The following is a 23,246-nucleotide window of genomic DNA, read 5'->3' on the forward strand; positions in this document are numbered from 1 at the left end:
AGAAGTTTCAGCGCGTGCAGATGTGGTCGCAACTGATGTGACTCGAGTGGATGTTGTAGACACATTGGTTGGAAGTCGTGAATACAGGATGGATAATACGGTTGAAACACAAGCAAAAAACAATAAAGATTGCAAAGAGTGACCAAAATAGCTAATTTCCTAAGCTGTAAAAGACAATCTCTGATGCTCCGGTTATAAAATACTTGCTCAAAAAAACAACCATTCTTCATAACACTATGATTAAAACTTGACTATATTAAATAGTATCCGAGGTTTTGTTTATTTTTTGTACGTGTGAGCTTAAAGCCTTAAGGATATCATAAGCCCCTGCAGTAGACAGTAGATTAAATACCCAAGGGCTGGTAAACGCTAAAATGAAAGTAAAAAGGTGATCGCCATGATTAAGCAGCTCTTCCAAGTCATCAGAAAGCAGTTATCCAGTGAGGATGCCAATTCAGGCATTGTCAATACGCAATCAAACAGCGCTAAGCCCTCGATATTTCAGCGTATGCAATCATTGAAGAAATCTCCACAAAGCAAAGCGGCGAAGCTAGAACAAGCCAAACAAGATTATCTCAATCAAGCGCAACCTTCGTTGTTGCAAGAGCTTGAACCGCGCTTTATGTTCGATGGCGCCGCCATTGAAACGGTTGATTTAGCCGATGGCGTCTCGCAAGATGAGCAAGCGTATGTCTTAAGTGCGATTAATGATAATGAAAACGCCTATGCTGCCGATAGTTTGCTGGCTGCGATTGAAGCTGATAGTGAAGGCTTTGCCCCTGACTACAGCCGTTATAAAGAAGTGGTGATCGTTGATATTGCGGTGAAAGATCCACATATCTTGATTGAGCAAATATCACGAGATGCGGCTGTTGAGGTAATTCTAGCGCATCACGATGGTGTTGACAAAATTGCTGAGATTCTAGCGAAATATAAAAATCTAGATGCGATACACATTATCTCGCATGGTGATCAAGCACAATTGCAATTGGGTGATGTTAATCTTAATGCCAGTAATTTAGCGGACTATAAAGCGCAGTTACAACAATGGGGGCAAGCGTTAACCGATACAGGCGATATTCTGTTTTATGGTTGTAATGTCGCCGAAGGGGATAAGGGGGCAGCTTTTGTTGATGAATTAAGAGCGATGACAGAAGCCGATATTGCGGCGTCAACAGATATTACAGGAAGTGAACTTGTTGGAGGTGATACAGTATTTGAAGAAAGCACCGATGTTGAGCGCGCGACAGTTGTTACCTTTGACAATTATCAGCATATATTGTCTATTGACCAGCTTGGTGCCTCGCTTATTGGTGATGATGCGCAAGATAACTACGGCTACGCTACCGCGTTAAGTCAAGATGGCTTAATTGCTGTTGTTGGCATTCCTGGAGACAATAGTAATCGTGGCGCCATTCGTGTTCTTGAATATAGTGAGCAAAGCAATGCTTGGGAGACAAAAGCAAGCGCCTTAGGTGATTCAGTTGGAGACCGGATGGGGAGCTCTGTAGCAATCAGTGATGATGGCTCAAGAATTATTGTCGGTGAGCCTCAGCGAGGGTCAAATGTTGGGCGTGTGCGAGTATTTGATTACGATGGCAGTAGTTTAAGCCAGTTAGGGGCTGAGATAAATAATAATACATCAGCCATCGGGTCAGTGGGGCGGATTAGCCCCGACTGCCCACAGAACCGTGCGTACGGATCCGTACACGGCTCCTCATGTTAAACATACCAGTATGCTAAGCTAAACCAATGTTCTCGGTTGTCGTTTGATTTAGTAACCATGCCCCGTTGGATAAACCATTTGTTGGGGAATGCTATCTCGACAGCCTTTTGGACAGAGAGTTTCCATCTTTTATTGTTGGAATATGCTGCCTTAGCAGCAGTTTTAGGCTTTACGCCGCGTTTAATGAGTGTTGAGCATAGATGTCGTCGGCGTTTTTGTTGACCGACTATCCGTGATCTCATTCTGCGCCTGAATCGAGCTTCGATTTTGGCGATTTGAGCAGGATAGTATGTCATGCCGAAGTACCCAACCCAACCAATGAACCATTGATTGTATTCCTGTATTGTTTCCTCTATGGTTTTGTTGGTGCCACGCGGTGTCAGTTCTTTAACTTTGTGTAGGGCTTTAGCCATTGCTTGTTTTGATATGGCAATGGTGTCTTTAATAATAGTCAGCCCCAAGAACTTTACCTTGTTGGCTTTGGCAACTTGGCTTTTATCGTGATTGATGACTAATTTGAGTCTTTTCTCGATAAATGCAGAAATTGACTTCATAACGCGTTCAGCCGCTTTTCTGGAGTGTAAAAATATGTTACAGTCGTCAGCGAAGCGGGCGAAAGATAAGCCTCGATTTTCTAGCTCTTTATCAAGCTCGTCTAGGACGAAGTTGCTTAATAATGGGCTAAGAGGACTACCTTGAGTTGTACCAGTTTCAGTCGGAATAAAAGTATTGCCTTTCATTGCACCTGATCTTAATGTCATGCCGATTAGGCGCAGTATGCGTTTATCGTCAATCACATGGGATAGTTTTGCAATAAGACGGTCATGGTTGATTCTGTCGAAGAATTTAGATAAGTCTATATCTACGACAAATTCTTTACCTTGAGCAACTTGTTGTCTGGCTGATTCCACGGCTTGTTGTTGAGATTTCCCTGGTCTAAAGCCGAAGCTATAGAATGAGAAACTCGGGTCAAGTTCTGGTTCCAAGACCATTTTAATAGCCGTTTGCACGACTCTATCCCTGACGCAAGGTACGCCCAGAATGCGCACCCCTTTGTTGTCAGGTTTAGGTATTTCAACTCGTCTGACAGGTTTTGGTTTATACGTCCAACTTTGTAGTTCATCTATTAGTTGGCGTAGCTCTTTTTCAAGATTGTTCTCAAATTGCTGTATCGTTATGTTGTCTGAGCCGTGAGAGCCTTTGTTCTTACGGACTTCGAGAAACGCATCAATAAGCGTATTTGGGTAGCAAACTTGGTCAAAGAGACTTTGCGTGCCTAATGGCAATGAGCATTGTGTCATTTCTCTTCTCCTTGCATACGTAGGTCATGATTTGCGTATCATCGTTTAAGCGGCATAAATACGTTTAAGCTCTGGATGATACTCTATGGAATTCCAGCGAATCAGTTACGCATGGATTGTAATGATACGTTGATCATTATTAACATGTTCCGCCCTTCGCCTCCATGTCCATATGGCTGACGCTAAGTTTTACCCTAAACCATGTCACCATGATTATCATAGGCTTAGCGTTTTAAGACTACTACGGCTTCATCTGCAAACCCTTGGCACATAGGCGTTGCATTGCTGCAAAGCGTAGGGCTTAAGCTGACGTAGTTTCAGCGACCCATGCCAACGGCTCGTCACTGGGTAAGATCAGTCTCTCAATCACTGTAATCTACCTGTTATACAGACATGACGTTACGGGGAATTATGTGGCTTCGGTAATCGTGGCTACCTTACCCATCATGCCTGCCTACCGCAGGTTCGCACCGAGCTTAGATCACAGTTTTGACTAGGGCTTCCTTCAGATTCTTCATTGGCTCCTTGTTACTGTTTGTCCTCTTTGAGGCAACAACAAAGAGTTTCTTCAGACACCCTTGCCTTCGTCTACACGTTCCTATTCCCAAGGTCGTGGCGGGGATTCCACCCGCTAGATACTGACCATGCCAGTCGCACCACAATGACCATTGATGTGACATCAGTCAATGACGCGCCCACCTTAACAAACTTTGCAGATGCAATTGTTTCCACTAATGAAGACACAGAAGTTGAGATTAGCTTGTCACAATTATTAGCGCAAGGTAATGAAGCAGATATCGATGGCACGGTCGATGGCTTTGCTGTCCAAACATTAACAAGTGGTACATTAAGAATAGGGGCAACCCAAGCTACAGCAACAGCATTTGCAGCAGGCACTAACGATACGATTAATGCAACCAATAAAGCATATTGGACGCCAGCGCAAAATGTTAATGGTGATACGGTTGCAGCCTTTACGGTGAGAGCGCAAGATAATGATGGTTTGTTATCCTCAACAGCAATTCAGATAACAGTTGATGTGGCGCCTGTGAATGATTTGCCACAAGGTCAGTTAGTCTTTACTGGAGTCTTTCAGCAAGGGCAAGTGATTAGTGTTGACATATCACAGATAACAGATATCGACGGATTGGGGGCAGTTACCTATCAGTGGCAACGCAATGCTCAAGATATTACGGGTGCAACGGGAGCGTCATACTCGCTCTTAGAAGCTGATGTGGGAACAATCATTTCTGTTGTAGAAAGCTATACAGATAGTGACGGGACAGTTGAAAATGTCTTAGGAAATACACCTCATATTGCAAACTCAAATGGTATTGTTGAAATTGATGTTGACAATGATGGTACAGTTGATGTTATTGGTGTTGTTGGTGACACAGCTCTTGATAATGGCAATGGAACGTATACATTCATTTCTGGAAGTATGCCTGAAGTGCAAGTGACACTGCCTGTTGCGGATAACGCAAATCAAACAACACAAATTGTCGTTAGTAATGGAGTTGCCAGTATCGACCTTGGAAACAATGGGCAAATTGATGTCAACGTCCCTAGCAATACGACCATTACACCAAACCCGAACGATTCAACTGTGACGGTAAGTGATAATGCCAGTAGCGGCAATGTCACCGTACCAGCAGATAGCAATACCACCATTGAGTTTAATAGCAACGGAACAACAGATATTGACCTAGGAGACAATGGTCATGTTGTGACAGTGCCGGCAGATGAAGATGTTATCTTGACACCTAACCCAGATAATGCTGATCAAACAGATATTGACCTAGGAGGTAATGGTCATGTTGTGACAGTGCCGGCAGATGAAGATGTTATCGTGACGCCTAACCCAGATAATGCTGATCAAACAGATATTGACCTAGGAGGTAATGGTCATGTTGTGACAGTGCCGGCAGATGAAGATGTTATCGTGACGCCTAACGCAGATAATACTGATCAAACAGATATTGACCTAGGAGGTAATGGTCATGTTGTGACAGTGCCGGCAGATGAAGATGTTATCGTGACACCTAACCCAGATAATGCTGATCAAACAGATATTGACCTAGGAGACAATGGTCATGTTGTGACAGTGCCGGCAGATGAAGATATCACGATTACGCCGAATGTGGATAATGCTTTAGATATTGATATTGGCAGTGATGGTAATAATGATGTTACGGTGCCCGCGGATCAAAATATCACGATTACACCAAACCCTGACGGTGATATTAATATTGTTGTCGGAAATAATCCTGTTATTCGCGCGGTTGTACCAAAAGATGCTCGAGTAGACATCTTAACTAGTGGTGAAATGCTCATTACCACAAAATCAGGGCAGCAATATATCGCTGGAAGTGCTTCCAGTAATATTATTCTCGCTGACTCAGTTAATATATATACTAATGTGATTAAAGAAAAAATACTGGCATCGAATGTCGACGGTGGTTATATCATCTCAGGCAGAAGTGCTTTAGCAGAAGCTGAGGCTTTTGTATCAGATCAGCCGCTGAGGTTTGAAGAAGCATTTTCTGGTTTTGAAAGTAATACTATTTTTACGATACCGTCAGCGTTTAATGGCTCAGGCGATGGTTCAGTAGAGTCACCTTTATCAACCATGAGCAACTTTAGCCAGCCCGTTAAAGTCGGATCATTGCTAAGTAGTGATGAAATATCAGCGTTCGCCGAAGGCTTAGATGCAAATGAAGGTAGCATTGAAGTTGAACGTTTAGGTAATAAGATTGATATCTACTTCCGTCCTGATCGTGCTTTTTCTGGTACAGCTGATTTTTCTTTGAAAATATACCAAGGCGGTGTGCTTTATGATGAAAAATACTTTGAAGTAGAAGTTTCAGCGCGTGCAGATGTGATCGCAACTCATGTGACTCGAGTGGATGTTGCAGATACATCGGTTGGAAGCGATGCATATAGTATGGATAATATGCTCAGGGTGCAAGCAAAAGATCAGGTTGACTCTAAACCCGAGGTTAGAGAACTTATCAATATCTCTAGATCAGAGTTTAAAGAAGCGCTTGACCAGGGTAAAGCAATCGAGCAATTAAGTGAGATTGTTAAAAATACACTACAGCTAGCCATTGAAACCAACTCTGTATCGAACATTGCAGCAGTAGCCTCCGAGATGCTTCAAGTCAGTCTTCAAGCAGAAAAAACACCTAGCCTTGTTGTCAGAAGTGTTTTTGAGCAAACGCTTGATTCAAATATGACAAACTCGGACATTGCCTTTGTATTATCAAAAATGATCCTTGATTCTGATGAAGATAAGCAAAAACAAATTATACAAGCAATTGTATCTGAGCCTAAACTTAACGCTGAACATATTGCAAATATGTATGATTATCTGCAGGAACAAAGCCCAGAGTTAGCAGAAGCCTTTGCAAATGAAGTCAAGCAATCAAAGGATGAAGATACTGTTAATGATGCTGCGAATATCAGTGATGCACTAAGTATGGAGTTGCAAGACACTTTATCAGAAGGATTGCTTGCAAAATTAAAAGCCAAAATCTTTGGTATTCATGCTGTTCTTGATCATAATACCATGGAGTATAGCGAAATTAAGCACCGTCATAAATTATCTGTTGCTAAGTCAAATTTACTTGAGCTTGGAAATAAGCAGAATAATCAAAATAGCAAAGGGTAGTAAGTACTTACTATATCCATCGTAAATCATTTTGCGGTGTTTGGTTGCAAAGTAGTTTATGAAGGTTTTGGCAAGCTGGATTGCAGGTAATAGTTAGGGCTATGCTGCCATGGATGGTTAGTCATCCTCCTGAAGGTAGTGCCATTAAGGTATAAATAAGTTGCATCAGCTATCACCTCTCCTCTGGCGGGATTGCTCGTGCAGCTTAAGCTGCACGGGTGAGGGGGAGTTAAAGCGCAACTTATTCTTGACTCATTACATAATGATTTTTGACAACGACGTTATTGCGATTAAAAGCTAAACCGAGTGTTAATATCTCTTTGACTTGGGGTTGGGCTTTTAGCTCAGTGATGTAATTTTTTTGATTAATCTGCGCTAAGGCTTTGTCAGCCAAAGCCGCTAAGGTGTCATGATCACAGTCGTCTTTGGCATGTTTGAATTCCATCACAAGACCTAAAGTATTGGTTTTATTGGTGGCTAATGGATACAGTAGCACATCGGCAAAGCCTTCACCTGACTCGCGATTGGAGTGGACGATATGTGTCGCTCTTAATGAGGCGATTAACCCTAATACCAAGCCATGATAGAACTTCTCAGCGGTATAGCCGGTGTCTCGGACACTTAATGCTTCAATAAGATAGGTGTTTAGTTGCTCACTAAACTGTTCAACACGACCGTTGACTAGATTGTCTAAAAAGGACTGGTATTGGACGCCTAAACGGGTATTCAACCAAAATTTAAAGTAATAATTCAGCAAATGCACAATCTCAATGTTCGGTAAGCGCACAGTACCATCATAAACGACACCATCGGTGGTGTTGACTTTTGAAGTGGTTAAGTAACCAGCAAACAACAACAAGCTCCATAAGCTGCTGCTTTGATAGGATAAGGTATCATAGGTGACATGGCGATCGATAATGACGTCAGCATTTTCACCTTCCATTAGTTGAGTTAATGCCGGATGTACGTCTTGCCGAAACTTTAATAGCAAGTCTTCAATCATCTTGTTATTGGAGGTATGTATCCAGTAGTCATCATACTTTCCGTTTTTACGCAAGCAATTTAATATTGACCATGGATTATAGATTTCCAGTCCTGCGAAATTGTAGCCGTTGTACCATTTTTGAGCATTGATTTTGTCATTGTCCATATTTTGTATGCTGTATAGCGCATCTAATTCGTCATTAGTAAAGCCGAAATATTGTCGATACTCTTCATCTAACAGGGTATAGACTTCAAGGTTGTTTAGTCCTGAGAGCATACTATCTTTAGATACACGCAAGATCCCAGTCATCACACCTTTATGTAATGCATTATTATCTTTAAAGGTATTACTCATTAGATTACGCATCAAAGGCGTTAAGTCTTCGATATAGTTCTCAACATAAGCCGCATTTAAAGGGGTGTCATATTCATCTAATAAGATCACCACGCGCTGTTGGTGATGTTTATAAAGCATATGACTTAAAAAACGTAAGCTGACATCAATTTGGGATGCGCTAAACATAGTGAAGTCAAGATACGCTTCAAACGCTTTTTTTTCGGTTGCGTTTAAATGATGGGATTCTAACAGATAGTAATGTGAGTTAAACACTTCGCGCATAAGATAAGAAAGCTGCTCACGTGCGGTGTCAAAATTACGTGCCTTAATGTCTTTAAAGCTGACAAAAATCACCGGATACTTGCCTTGATGTGCCTTTACATAGGCACCATCGTCTGCTTTGGCAATTGCTAAGTGATCGAATAAGCCTTGTGTGTCGGTGAAGTCAATCTTATCAGCAAAGAAGTGATGCAGCATCGACATATTGAGTGTTTTGCCAAAGCGTCTTGGGCGGGTGATGAGTATCACCTTGCTGCTATCTTCGATAATATCTTTAATAAATAAACTTTTATCAACAAACAATCCATCTTGGGTAATAATTTCTGCAAAGTTGGATGAACCAATATAAATTTTTTTTGCTGTTTCTTTTTTTCTTGTCATAACATACCACAATTAGATAATTAATTGCACTTAGTAATAATTCAAAAATAAGTTGAGTTTTAATAACTCCCCTCACCCGTGCAGCTTAAGCTGCACGAGCAATCCCGCAAGGGGAGAGGTGCTAACTGTCGCAATCTATTCTTGATTCATTACTAGGTCAAATCAAACGATCTCTATGGTAATCTTCTCAAAGAAAATTAACAATGGGGTTTTAGCCAATCTCCTAAGCGATATAAGACAATCTCTGAAGATGCGCTTATAAAAAAACTTATTCAAAAAAACGTGATTCGCCATAACACTATCATCAAAGCTTGACTATATTTAAATATACTATCCAAGGCTTTATTTGTTCTGTTCCTGTGGATTTAAAGCCTTATAGATATCATAAGCCCTCGCAGTAGACAGTAGATTAAATACCCAAGGGCTGGTAAACGCTAAAATGAAAGTAAAAAGGTGATCGCCATGATTAAGCAGCTCTACCAAGTCATCAGAAAGCAGTTATCTAACGGGGATGCCAATTCAGGCATTGTCAATACGCAATCAAACAACCCTAAGCCCTCGATATTTCAGCGTATGCAATCATTGAAGAAATCTCCACAAAGCAAAGCGGCGAAGTTAGAACAAGCTAAACAAGATTATCTCAATCAAGCGCAACCCTCGCTGTTGCAAGAGCTTGAACCGCGCTTTATGTTCGATGGCGCCGCCATTGAAACGGTTGATTTAGCCGATGGTGTCTCTCAAGATGAGCAAGCGTATGTCTTAAGTGCGATTAATGATAATGACAACGCCTATGCAACCGATAGTTTGCTGGCTGCGATTGAAGCTGATGCTGCTTCGTATGAGACGGACTATAGCCGTTATAAAGAAGTAGTAATCATTGATGCACGGGTTAAAGATCCGCATGTAATTATTGAAAGCATATCTCGTGATGCATCTATTGAGGTGATCTTAAGTGATGACAATGGCATCGATGCCATTGCCGAGATTTTACAAAAATATCAAGACTTAAGTGCCATTCATATTGTCTCGCATGGTGATACTGCGCAATTACAATTAGGTGATGTTAACCTTAATGCCAGCAATCTCACGGATTATCAAGCACAATTACAACAATGGGGGCAAGCGTTAACCGATACAGGCGATATTCTGTTTTATGGTTGTAATGTCGCCGAAGGTAATGAAGGACAAGCCTTTGTCGATCAGCTAAAAGCAATGACTTCTGCCGATATTGCCGCATCAGATGATATTACAGGGGGTAAGCATTTAGGTGGGGATAGTATTTTGGAGGTGGATGTTGCCGTTGAGCAAGGAGAGATTGTTGATTTCGATAGCTATCAAGACCGTTTAGATTTAATACAAGTTGGTGCGGATGTTACCGGTCCACCGCAGATAGGTGGCGATGTTGCCATGAATGATGATGGATCAAAATTTGCAACTCGATCAGGGTTTAACGATGTCAAAATTTATGCATTCGAAGAAGTAAGCGGCAACTGGGCTCCGGAGCATACCATAGATTTTGGAGCTACTGTCAATGCGCTAGAGTTTAGTTCTGATGGTGACTATTTAGCAGTTTTGGGCGACAATGAAACTTTTCTTGGTTTTAAGGTATACCATTGGGATGGTGCCAGTTGGTCGCAACACGGGAATGAGCTTAATATCCCGTTGGTAAATGGCGAGGAACAATCTCTAGGATATACTGGCAATAATCTCGCGATAACTGCCAATGGTAATTATGTTGCTATCGGTCTTACACAAATAGATGATATAACAGATTATCACGTTAGGGTCTATCAGTATGACAATGGTGATTGGTCTCTTTATGGACAAGAAATTCACGATAATGACAATAGCTATGGATTTGGTCAAGCAATTGCTTTGGATGATAGCGGGTCACGTTTAGTCATTGGTAGCTATCTTGAAAGCGCAGACTTTCAACCGGTTCAGTCCGGCATGGTTGAAGTTTATGAGTTGAGTGATAGTATATGGCAACTTGAGGAGACTTTTTTCGGTAACACTGTTGGTGCGCAAGCAGGGGCATCGGTAGATATTAGTGCTGATGGTACGCGTATTGCCTTTGGAACGGGTAATCTTCAGAATAATAGTGGTTATGTAGAAGTTCACTATTTCGATGGCAATAATTGGCAGCAATTTGGAGATAGAGAATATGGTACTGGTAATGTTGGATTTGGTCAGGCCATTGCGCTTAGCAGTAATGGTCAGATGTTGGTTGTTGGTCAGGCGGAATATGGTAATGATATTGGTCAAGCCGCTCTCTATAAATTGGTTGATGATGGTCAGGGTAATAGGTCTCTAGAGCAGGTAGAGAATTTTATTCAGGGTAATGGTGATGATGATTACTTGGGTCAATCTGTTGCTCTAAGTGCCGATGGCTCACATGTTGCGATATCTGCGAGTGATGGCCCGAATTCTTATAATGGGAGGGTTGAGGTCTATTTAGCTGGACAAAATACGCCGCCTACTGCGAGCAACGCCAGTGTTACATTGAATGAGGATAATGTATATACCTTCCAAATTGCAGATTTTAACTTTAACGATGCTGATAATGATCCATTAGCAAGTATCAAAATCACCGCTTTAGAAAGCGTCGGTAATTTAAAATTAAATGGTAATGATGTCACCTTAGACCAAGTAATTAGCGCGGCTGATATTGCCAATAATTTATTGACATTTACACCGCTAGAGCATACCCACGGCGCTGCGTATGATGCCTTTGACTTTAGTGTCAACGATGGCACGGTGGATTCAGCCAGTAGCTATACCATGACGATTGATGTTGAGTCGGTCAATGATGCACCTACTTTAACACTTGAAACATCAGCGATTACGATAGATGAAGGTGATAATATATTATTTGGTGCAGCGCATGGTAGAAGTATTACGGTTGATGATGTTGAGGCAACACAATTGCAGGTAACAATGACCGCACTTGGTGATTTACAAGGTAAGGTTAAATTTAAAATAAACGATACCACAGGACTGGGTGCCTTTGTTAATGATACTTGGTATCTACAGTTTAGTGGAGCAATTAGTGATGTTAATAATGCGCTAGAAACATTAGAAGCCTATATGGCGCCAGGTTATGAAGACAATAATACCAATTTTACAATCATTATTTCAGTGAGTGATCTCGGTGAAGCAGGTGCTGGTGGTACCTTAACTACAGAGAAGACAATTGATGTTACTGTTAACCCTGTCAATGATGCACCAACGCTAAGCGTCCCTGGAACTCAGCTAGTCAATGAAGGTGATGATGTTTTATTTAATGATGCCAATGGAAATGCGATTACCGTTGGTGATGTTGATGCAACGGAACTTGAAGTAAGAGTGTCTGATGGACAGGGAAAAATTTATTTTGAGGTGACGCAAACGGCAAATTTATCTTCAATATTAGGTAATAATACTAATAGTTTATTATTTAAAGGCCCAATTGCTGATGTTAATGCTACTTTACAGACGCTAAGAGCTTATAGAAATCCTAATGATCCAGATAGCCCAAATTATACAGATAGTGTCTATGTCAATGTGCGTGTTAGCGATCTCGGGCAAACAGGCTCGGGTGGTATGCTTGAGATATCTAAATCAATAGTGTTGGATTATCAGGCAGTGAATGATGCGCCAGTAAATAATATACCAACTGCCACTCAAATGGTGACAGAGGATAATCCGCTTATTTTTGATCAAAATGATGACTTTTGGGGCAATGGAGACAACAAAATATCGATTATGGATGTTGATCAAGGTGGCGCATTGTTAGAAGTTTTATTAATAGTGACTGAAGGAGTCTTAACACTGTCACAAGAAACAGGGCTTACTTATATAAATGGTACTGCCAATAACCAAAATGTCATTCATATTCGTGGTACGCAAAGCAATATCAATAGCGCTTTAGATGGCATGGCTTATGCACCTAATGTAAATTATAACGGTACTGCCACCTTAACAATCACAACAGATGACTTAGGCAATAGCGGTGCAGGTGGCGCAAAAACTGATACCGATATTATTAATATAGAGGTGCTAGCAGCTAATGACTTTGCCATGAGGTATATCGGCACATTTTCTTTTACTATGGATGAGGATACATCTTTAGCGATTACGGATCTCTCTGTCAGTGATGTCGATGAGGCGACAGGACCTGCTGAACATAGTATTACTGCTGTCAGCCTAAGTGTTGACAATGGTGTGCTAACCATGACCGAGCAGGGAAGTATAACTGTTGCCAATAATGGAACGTCTTCGGTTACCATCAATGGGACTAATATTAGTGAGATAAATGCCACCTTGGCAACCTTGGTCTATCAGCCTAATAGTAATTATAGTGGTACAGATACGTTAAGATTTAGTCAGCAAGACGGCTCTGGCGCTGATGCAAGTGAAGCGGAGCTGACGATTACTATAAACGCCACCAATGATGGACCTACAGGTGACGTCACAATATCAGGGACTTATCAACAAGCACAGATATTAACAGCATCCAATACGATTAGCGATGATGATGGTATTGTTGGTGATATTACTTATCAATGGTTGCGTGATGGTGTTGACATTACAGGTGCAACGTCAGAAACCTATACGTTAACGGCAGATGATGCAGGTCATGCCATCTCGGTCAGGGCAAGTTATCTTGATGGCGCGGGTACTAATGAAAATATACTCAGTAGCGAAACACCCTTGGTTGCTAATTTATCAGGTTTGGTACCCATTGATGCCGACGATAATGGCGTGATAGATGCGCTATTAGAACCAGGTAGCACATTTGTTAACAACGGTAGCGACTATACGATAACCAGCAGTAATAGCAGTACATTGACTTTACCTTTTTTAGATTCTGGTGATGATCCAGTTATTGTCACTGAATCACCGATTGGTACATTCAATATTGATGCAAATAATGGTGATGGCATTGATGTAACCGTGCCTAGTGGATCAACGCTTGCAAATATTAATACGGATGACTCAGAGATAACGATCACAACAGATCCAAATGGTGATGGTAGTCTTGTAAGTGAAGTCACCGTTTCTTTTAATGCCAATGCCAGTGTGACGGATGATGGGGCAATTGCTACATTAGACTCAGATGGTGATGGGACATTAGATGTCACCGCACCAAGTGGTTCAACGATGGTCAGTGATGGCACAACAGTGACGGTAGCGACGGTTGCAGGGGGGCAATATACGACGTCAGTTAATCAAAATATGCAAATCACAGATAATGGTAATAACACGGTCACTGTCGATGCAAATAATGATGGAACGATTGATGTCGTCATCCCTGATGATGCGCACTTTACCAATAATGGTGATGGTACCTACACCGTTACAGATAATGAAGGCGACAGCGTGACGTTGCCATTGAATACCGATGCGACCCTTTCTAAGGGATCAGCCGGCACACTTGACGTTGATTTAGATAATAATGGGTCCAATGATGTCACCTTACCGAATGGCTCAAGTGTGGTTGACAATGGCGATGGCACCCAAACGATTACCGATCCTAATAATGATAGTGTGACGATACCAATCAATAGCAATGCCATTATCAGCACAGCAAGTGCAGGTGAAATCACGGTTGATTTAGATGGTGATGGTACAGTCGATGTCACCGTGCCATCAGGCAGCGGTATTGTCGATAACACACCTGATGATACCTTAACGATTACAACAAACGATGGCAGTGTATTCACCATCCCTAAAGAGACACAAGCGATCATTACTGATAATGGCACGACGGCTTCTTTAGATACTGATGGCGATGGCACAGCCGATGTCACCGCACCAAGTGGTTCAACGATGGTGAGCGATGGCACAACAGTGGCGGTAATGACGGTTGCAGGGGGTCAGTATACGACACCCGTTAATCAAAATATGCAAATCACAGATAATGGCAATAATACGGTCACTGTCGATGCAAATAATGATGGAACGATTGATGCCGTCATCCCTGATGATGCGCACTTTACCAATAATGGTGATGGTACGTACACCATTACAGATAATGAAGGCGACAGTGTGACGTTGCCATTGAATACCAATGCGACCATTTCTGAGGGATCAGCCGGCACACTTGACGTTGATTTAGATAATAATGGTAGCAATGATGTCACCTTACCGAATGGCTCAAGTGTGGTTGACAATGGCGATGGCACCCAAACCATTACCGATCCTAATAATGATAGTGTGACGATACCAATCAATAGCAATGCCATTATCAGCACAGCAAGTGCAGGTGAAATCACGGTTGATTTAGATGGTGATGGTACAGTCGATGTCACCGTGCCATCAGGCAGCGGTATTGTCGATAATACACCTGATGACACCTTAACGATTACAACAGACGATGGCAGTGTATTCACCATCCCTAAAGAGACACAAGCGATCATTACTGATAATGGCACTGCGACTTCTTTAGATACTGATGGCGATGGCACAGCCGATGTCACCGCACCAAGTGGTTCAACGATGGTCAGCGATGGCACAACAGTGACGGTAGCGACGGTTGCGGGTGGTCAGTATACGACGCCAGTTAATCAAAATATGCAAATCACAGATAATGGCAATAATACGGTCACTGTCGATGCAAATAATGATGGAACGATTGATGCCGTCATCCCTGATGATGCGCACTTTACCAATAATGGTGATGGTACCTACACCGTTACAGATAATGAAGGCGACAGCGTGACGTTGCCATTGAATACCGATGCAACCATTTCTAAGGGATCAGCCGGCACACTTGAGGTTGATTTAGATAATAATGGGTCCAATGATGTCACCTTACCGAATGGCTCAAGTGTGGTTGATAATGGCGATGGCACCCAAACCATTACTGACCCTAATGGTGATAGTGTTACGATACCAATCAATAGCAATGCCATTATCAGCACAGCAAGTGCAGGTGAAATCACGGTTGATTTAGATGGTGATGGTACAGTCGATGTCACCGTGTCATCAGGCAGCGGTATTGTCGATAATACACCTGATGATACCGTAACGATTACAACAAACGATGGCAGTGTATTCACCATCCCTAAAGAGACACAAGCGATCATTACTGATGATGGCACGACGACTTCTTTAGATACTGATGGCAATGGCACAGCCGATGTCACCGCGCCAAGTGGTTCAATAATGGTGAGCGATGGCACAACAGTGACGTTAGCGACGGTTGCGGGTGGTCAGTATACGACGCCAGTTAATCAAAATATGCAAATCACAGATAATGGCAATAATACGGTAACTGTCGATGCAAATAATGATGGAACGATTGATGCCGTCATCCCTGATGATGCGCACTTTACCAATAATGGTGATGGTACCTACACCGTTACAGATAATGAAGGCGACAGTGTGACGTTGCCATTGAATACCGATGCAACCATTTCTGAGGGATCAGCCGGCACACTTGACGTTGATTTAGATAATAATGGTACCAATGATGTCACCTTACCGAATGGCTCAAGTGTGGTTGATAACGGCGATGGTACCCAAACCATTACTGATCCTAATGGTGATAGTGTTACGATACCGATCAATAGTAATGCCATTATCAGCACAGCGAATGCAGGTGAAATCACGGTTGATTTAGATGGTGATGGGACAGTCGATGTCACCGTGCCATCAGGCAGCGGTATTGTCGATAACACACCTGATGATACCGTAACGATTACAACAAACGATGGCAGTGTATTCACCATCCCTAAAGAGACACAAGCGATCATTACTGATGATGGCACTGCGACTTCTTTAGATACTGATGGCGATGGCACAGCCGATGTCACCGCACCAAGTGGTTCAACGATGGTTAGCGATGGCACAACAGTGACGGTAGCGACGGTTGCAGGGGGGCAATATACAACACCCGTTAATCAAAATATGCAAATCACAGATAATGGTAATAACACGGTCACTGTCGATGCAAATAATGATGGAACGATTGATGTCGTCATCCCTGATGATGCGCACTTTACCAATAATGGTGATGGTACGTACACCATTACAGATAATGAAGGCGACAGTGTGACGTTGCCATTGAATACCAATGCGACCATTTCTGAGGGATCAGCCGGCACACTTGACGTTGATTTAGATAATAATGGTAGCAATGATGTCACCTTACCGAATGGCTCAAGTGTGGTTGACAATGGCGATGGCACCCAAACCATTACCGATCCTAATAATGATAGTGTGACGATACCAATCAATAGCAATGCCATTATCAGCACAGCAAGTGCAGGTGAAATCACGGTTGATTTAGATGGTGATGGTACAGTCGATGTCACCGTGCCATCAGGCAGCGGTATTGTCGATAATACACCTGATGACACCTTAACGATTACAACAGACGATGGCAGTGTATTCACCATCCCTAAAGAGACACAAGCGATCATTACTGATAATGGCACTGCGACTTCTTTAGATACTGATGGCGATGGCACAGCCGATGTCACCGCACCAAGTGGTTCAACGATGGTCAGCGATGGCACAACAGTGACGGTAGCGACGGTTGCGGGTGGTCAGTATACGACACCCGTTAATCAAAATATGCAAATCACAGATAATGGCAATAATACGGTAACTGTCGATGCAAATAATGATGGAACGATTGATGCCGTCATCCCTGATGATGCGCACTTTACCAATAATGGTGATGGTACCTACACCGTTACAGATAATGAAGGCGACAGCGTGACGTTGCCATTGAATACCGATGCAACCATTTCTGAGGGATCAGCCGGCACACTTGAGGTTGATTTAGATAATAATGGGTCCAATGATGTCACCTTACCGAATGGCTCAAGTGTGGTTGATAATGGCGATGGCACCCAAACCATTACTGACCCTAATGGTGATAGTGTTACGATACCAATCAATAGCAATGCCATTATCAGCACAGCAAGTGCAGGTGAAATCACGGTTGATTTAGATGGTGATGGTACAGACGATGTCACCGTGCCATCAGGCAGCGGTATTGTCGATAACACACCTGATGATACCGTAACGATTACAACAGACGATGGCAGTGTATTCACCATCCCTAAAGAGACACAAGCGATCATTACCGATGATGGCACGACGGCTTCTTTAGATACTGATGGCGATGGCACAGCCGATGTCACCGCGCCAAGTGGTTCAATAATGGTTAGCGATGGCACAACAGTGACGGTAGCGACGGTTGCAGGGGGTCAATATACGACACCCGTTAATCAAAATATGCAAATCACAGATAATGGCAATAACACGGTAACCGTCGATGCAAATAATGATGGAACGATTGATGTCGTCATCCCTGATGATGCACACTTTACCAATAATGGTGATGGTACCTACACCGTTACAGATAATGAAGGCGACAGTGTGACGTTGCCATTGAATACCGATGCGACCATTTCTGAGGGATCAGCCGGCACACTTGATGTTGATTTAGATAATAATGGTAGCAATGATGTCACCTTACCAAGTGGCTCAAGTGTAGTTGATAATGGCGATGGTACCCAAATCATTACTGATCCTAATAATGATAGTGTGACGATACCAATCAATAGCAATGCCATTATCAGCACAGCAAGTGCAGGTGAAATCACGGTTGATTTAGATGGTGATGGTACAGTCGATGTCACCGTGCCATCAGGCAGCGGTATTGTCGATAACACACCTGATGATACCTTAACGATTACAACAAACGATGGCAGTGTATTCACTATCCCTAAAGAGACACAAGCGATCATTACCGATGATGGCACGACGGCTTCTTTAAATACTGATGGTACAGCGGATGTCACTGCGCCAAGTGGTTCAAACATCGTCAGTGATGGTGATGAGGTTGTGACCATATTAGCTGGTGGCGAGCAAATCACCACAGATGTTAATAGTGGTGCGGTGATTACTGATAATGGTGGCAATAGTGTTACGGTTACCAATAACGGTGATTCTGAGATTGCTGTGGATTTAACCGGTGATGGCACAACCGATGCGATCATCAGTAGTGGCATGACGGTAGCCGATGCCGCTGGTGGTAATATCATTGTCACCGATGCGGATAATGACAGTGTGATCTTACCGGCAAATAGTGATGCAACCGTTTCTGAGGGAGCAGCCGGCACACTTGACGTTGATTTAGATAATAATGGGTCCAATGATGTCACCTTACCGAATGGCTCAAGTGTGGTTGACAATGGCGATGGCACCCAAACCATTACTGATCCTAATAATGATAGTGTGACGATACCAATCAATAGCAATGCCATTATCAGCACAGCAAGTGCAGGTGAAATCACGGTTGATTTAGATGGTGATGGTACAGTCGATGTCACCGTGCCATCAGGCAGCGGTATTGTCGATAACACACCTGATGATACCTTAACGATTACAACAAACGATGGCAGTGTATTCACCATCCCTAAAGAGACACAAGCGATCATTACTGATAATGGTACTGCGACTTCTTTAGACACCGATGGCGATGGCACAGCCGATGTCACCGCGCCAAGTGGTTCAATAATGGTGAGCGATGGCACAACAGTGACGGTAGCGACGGTTGCAGGGGGGCAATATACGACACCCGTTAATCAAAATATGCAAATCACAGATAATGGCAATAACACGGTCACTGTCGATGCAAATAATGATGGAACGATTGATGCCGTCATCCCTGATGATGCACACTTTACCAATAATGGTGATGGTACGTACACCGTTACAGATAATGAAGGCGACAGCGTGACGTTGCCATTGAATACCAATGCGACCATTTCTAAGGGATCAGCCGGCACACTTGACGTTGATTTAGATAATAATGGTAGCAATGATGTCACCTTACCGAATGGCTCAAGTGTGGTTGATAATGGCGATGGTACCCAAACCATTACCGATCCTAATAATGATAGTGTGACGATACCAATCAATAGCAATGCCATTATCAGCACAGCAAGCGCAGGTGAAATCACGGTTGATTTAGATGGTGATGGTACAGACGATGTCACCGTGCCATCAGGCAGCGGTATTGTCGATAATGCACCTGATGATACCTTAACGATTACAACAAACGATGGCAGTGTATTCACCATCCCTAAAGAGACACAAGCGATCATTACTGATAATGGTACTGCGACTTCTTTAGACACCGATGGCGATGGCACAGCCGATGTCACCGCGCCAAGTGGTTCAATAATGGTGAGCGATGGCACAACAGTGACGGTAGCGACGGTTGCAGGGGGGCAATATACGACACCCGTTAATCAAAATATGCAAATCACAGATAATGGCAATAACACGGTCACTGTCGATGCAAATAATGATGGAACGATTGATGCCGTCATCCCTGATGATGCACACTTTACCAATAATGGTGATGGTACGTACACCGTTACAGATAATGAAGGCGACAGCGTGACGTTGCCATTGAATACCGATGCGACCATTTCTGAGGGATCAGCCGGCACACTTGATGTTGATTTAGATAATAATGGTAGCAATGATGTCACCTTACCGAATGGCTCAAGTGTCGTTGATAACGGCGATGGCACCCAAACCATTACTGACCCTAATGGTGATAGTGTTACGATACCGATCAATAGTAATGCCATTATCAGCACAGCAAGTGCAGGTGAAATTAGCGTTGATTTAGATGGTGATGGTACAACGGATGTCACCCTGCCGTCAGACAGCAGTATTGTCGATAATGCACCTGATGATACCTTAACGATTACAACAAACGATGGCAGTGTATTCACTATCCCTAAAGAGACACAAGCGATCATTACCGATAATGGCACGACGACTTCTTTAGATACTGATGGTGATGGCACAGCCGATGTCACCGCGCCAAGTGGTTCAAACATCGCCAGTGATGGTGATGAGGTTGTGACGACATTAACTAGTGGCGAGCAAATCACCACAGATGTTAATAGTGGTGCGGTGATTACTGATAATGGTGGCAATAGTGTTACGGTTACCAATAGCGATGGTTCTGAGATTGCTGTGGATTTAACCGGTGATAGCACAACCGATGCGATCATCAGTAGTGGCATGACGGTAGCCGATGCAGGTGGTGGCAATATCATTGTCACCGATGCGGATAATGACAGTGTGATCTTACCGGCAAATAGTGATGCAACCGTTTCTGAGGGAGCAGCCGGCACACTTGACGTTGATTTAGATAATGATGGGTTCAATGATGTGACCGTAGCCAACGGCTCAAGTGTGGTTGATAATGGTGATGGCACCCAAACCATTACTGACCCTAATGGTGATAGTGTTACGATACCGATCAATAGTAATGCCATTATCAGCACAGCGAATGTAGGTGAAATCAGCGTTGATTTAGATGGTGATGGGACAGCAGATATCACCGTCCCATCAGGCAGCAGTATTGCCAATAATGCTTCTGATGGTACTTTAACGGTGACAACAACCGATGGTAGCACTATTACGTTACCTGACGATACTGGTGCCAACATTATAGAGAATAATGGTCAGATTATCGTAGACATTGACGGTGATGGAACACCGGAGATTACTGCCCCAAGTGGCTCAACTATCGTTGATCAAACCGATGGCACTATTGGCATCGATATTGATGGTAATGGCACGATGGATGCAACGATCAATGAAGACGATAATGTCACCGTGACGGATAATAATGATGGCACCATTTCTATTGACATGGATGGTGATGGTACACCAGATGCCACGATTAATAACAATGAGAACGCACATATCACGACGAATCCTGATGATAGTGTCAATATTGACTTTGGTGGAGATGGTATAGATGCCGTTATTCCACAAGGCTCGACAGCTATTAACAATGATGATGGTACAGTTACGGTTAACACAGAAAATGGTGAGGTTCAAATTTCTGCAAACCAAAATATAGCGATTAGCGATAATCCGGATGGTACCATTAACTTTGATGTTGGCAATGATGGCATTGTTGATATCATTGGTGATGCTAATACCCAAGTTGTTGTTGATAATGATGTGATAAATGTCACTACACCTAATGGTATTGCTGTATCTGTTCCGGCAAATGAACAGGTTGCAATCCAAGATGATCCGGCAACTGGACTAGCAATCATAGACTTCGGTTATAATGGGGTTTATGATGTCAAGGTGCCTGATGGTTCTATGATTACAACAGCAGGTCAAAGCCTCATAGTTCAGACACTATCAGGTGATACGATCAATGTTCAAAAGGATTCGCAATCAGATATTACTGTGCCTGCGGTTAACGTTTATTTAGATCGTTCAGTCATCGCGGTGCAACCTAATGCGCAAGGTGAATACCGTATTGGCGGAGGGAATATTGATAATGCTACTGTCAATATTGCTGATCGCTCCACACCTGTTGACTTTAGTGCTGCGTTTTCAGGCTTTGCTAAAAACACAGTCATAACGCTTAATCAGGAGACGTTTGCAAGTGGTTCTGGTACGATTGATGCTCCGTTTAGTGCAGAGTTTCAAGGTGGGACGAAAGCCACAATTGCTAGCTTGTTAAGTAGTGATAATGTTGAGGCACGCATAACGGGTGTGACACCAGAGCAAGGTCAAATAGAAACCGTACTAAATGGTAATAAGATTGATATTATATTTGTTGCAAACCCTACTTTCTCGGGTCAAGTTGATATGGTACTTGATGTCCATCAAAATGGGGTTTTGATTGATAAACATCACTTTACCTTGAAAGTCATTCAAACCCCAGATGTTGTCACAGATAATAACGGACAAGATGCTCGTCAAACCGTGCAACAAATTGTGACATCTGCTGGTAGTAAAGTAGCGACTGAGGCAACGGAGCAGTTAACTACTGCAACAAATACCACGATTGCAACGGAAAAAGTTATCCCAGAAGCGTTAAACTTTAGTGACGCTTTAGTTGCTAAGGCGCCGGTTGAAGTGTTAAAAGAAATTGCCGCAAATAATATTAAATCAACGGTAATGGCTGAGAACAATATCGGCGTAACGGCAGATCAAGTCGCCAGAGAGATTGTTCGACAAGCGATTGATGCACAAGAATCACCACGTAATGTTGGTATTATTGCCGCTGGAATGGTTGATGCAGCAGCAGATACGAATGCGACACCTGAGCTTGTTATTAAAAGCATTATTCGTCAGGTAACAGAATCAAGTCTCAATACCGTGGAAGTTTCCCAGATATTGTCACAAATGATTCTTGAGGCAAAAGATGACCAAAGAACGGTTGTTATTGATAATATTCTTGCAGAGGAGCAAATTAGTGAAGCGCATATTGTGCAGATCTTTAATGAGCTCAATGAGATCGATCCAGAGGTTGCTGAAGTATTTTCAGAGCAAATGCAATCGACGGATAATAGAAGTAGTGCCTTACAACGTATTGATAATCAGGAGAAATCCACTGGGTTATTAGCGCGACTTAAAGCCAAATTATTTGGTGGATCTGAGGCTGTTGCAGAAACTGCAGATTACTCTGATGCAGAGCATGCTTACCGAGTAAAAATGGCTAAGGCGGAGCTGTTATCCATTGCTAAAAAGAATGATAAAGTTGATAAAAATGAGGATTCAATCTGATTT

Annotated in this window: 5 protein-coding genes; 3 read left to right on the top strand and 2 right to left on the bottom strand. The window is 42.7% G+C overall.

Translation table 11 applies throughout. The annotated features are described in order from the left end of the window. The first annotated feature begins 397 nt into the window (after positions 1–397). Positions 398–1,726, top strand: a complete 1,329-nt coding sequence (locus tag ACZ5V8_RS00085) for a DUF4347 domain-containing protein (RefSeq protein WP_464217871.1) — start codon at positions 398–400, stop codon at positions 1,724–1,726. Here ACZ5V8_RS00085 and ltrA read toward each other — a convergent pair. Next, positions 1,723–3,027: a group II intron reverse transcriptase/maturase gene (ltrA, locus tag ACZ5V8_RS00090; RefSeq protein WP_464217846.1), complete on the bottom strand. Its 1,305-nt coding sequence runs from the start codon at positions 3,025–3,027 to the stop codon at positions 1,723–1,725. The two genes, ACZ5V8_RS00085 and ltrA, sit on opposite strands and share 4 nt — an antisense overlap. Before the next feature lie 661 nt (positions 3,028–3,688). On the opposite strand from ltrA, the gene ACZ5V8_RS00095 reads away from it, so the two are divergent. Continuing rightward, a complete protein-coding gene (locus ACZ5V8_RS00095) occupies positions 3,689–6,697 on the top strand; it encodes an autotransporter outer membrane beta-barrel domain-containing protein (RefSeq protein ID WP_464217872.1) in 3,009 nt (1,002 codons plus the stop codon). 241 nt (positions 6,698–6,938) lie between these two features. Here the strand turns inward: ACZ5V8_RS00095 and ACZ5V8_RS00100 are convergent, their stop codons facing one another. Then, positions 6,939–8,678 carry an AAA family ATPase gene (locus ACZ5V8_RS00100; RefSeq protein ID WP_464217873.1) on the bottom strand — a complete coding sequence of 580 codons (1,740 nt, stop codon included), beginning with the start codon at positions 8,676–8,678 and terminating at the stop codon, positions 6,939–6,941. Between the two features lie 462 nt (positions 8,679–9,140). Between ACZ5V8_RS00100 and ACZ5V8_RS00105 the strand changes: the two genes are divergently transcribed. Then, positions 9,141–23,243, top strand: a complete 14,103-nt coding sequence (locus ACZ5V8_RS00105; protein WP_464217874.1) for a DUF4347 domain-containing protein — start codon at positions 9,141–9,143, stop codon at positions 23,241–23,243. The last annotated feature ends 3 nt before the right edge of the window (positions 23,244–23,246 follow it).

It is taken from the genome of Cysteiniphilum sp. GTC20157 (genome assembly GCF_055396795.1).

Bases quoted from the DNA above. Each gene is read 5' to 3' on its own strand.
- ACZ5V8_RS00085 (WP_464217871.1), top strand. From the start codon at position 398: ATGATTAAGCAGCTCTTCCAAGTCATCAGAAAGCAGTTATCCAGTGAG.
- ltrA (WP_464217846.1), bottom strand. From the start codon at position 3,027: ATGACACAATGCTCATTGCCATTAGGCACGCAAAGTCTCTTTGACCAA.
- ACZ5V8_RS00095 (WP_464217872.1), top strand. From the start codon at position 3,689: ATGACCATTGATGTGACATCAGTCAATGACGCGCCCACCTTAACAAAC.
- ACZ5V8_RS00100 (WP_464217873.1), bottom strand. From the start codon at position 8,678: ATGACAAGAAAAAAAGAAACAGCAAAAAAAATTTATATTGGTTCATCC.
- ACZ5V8_RS00105 (WP_464217874.1), top strand. From the start codon at position 9,141: ATGATTAAGCAGCTCTACCAAGTCATCAGAAAGCAGTTATCTAACGGG.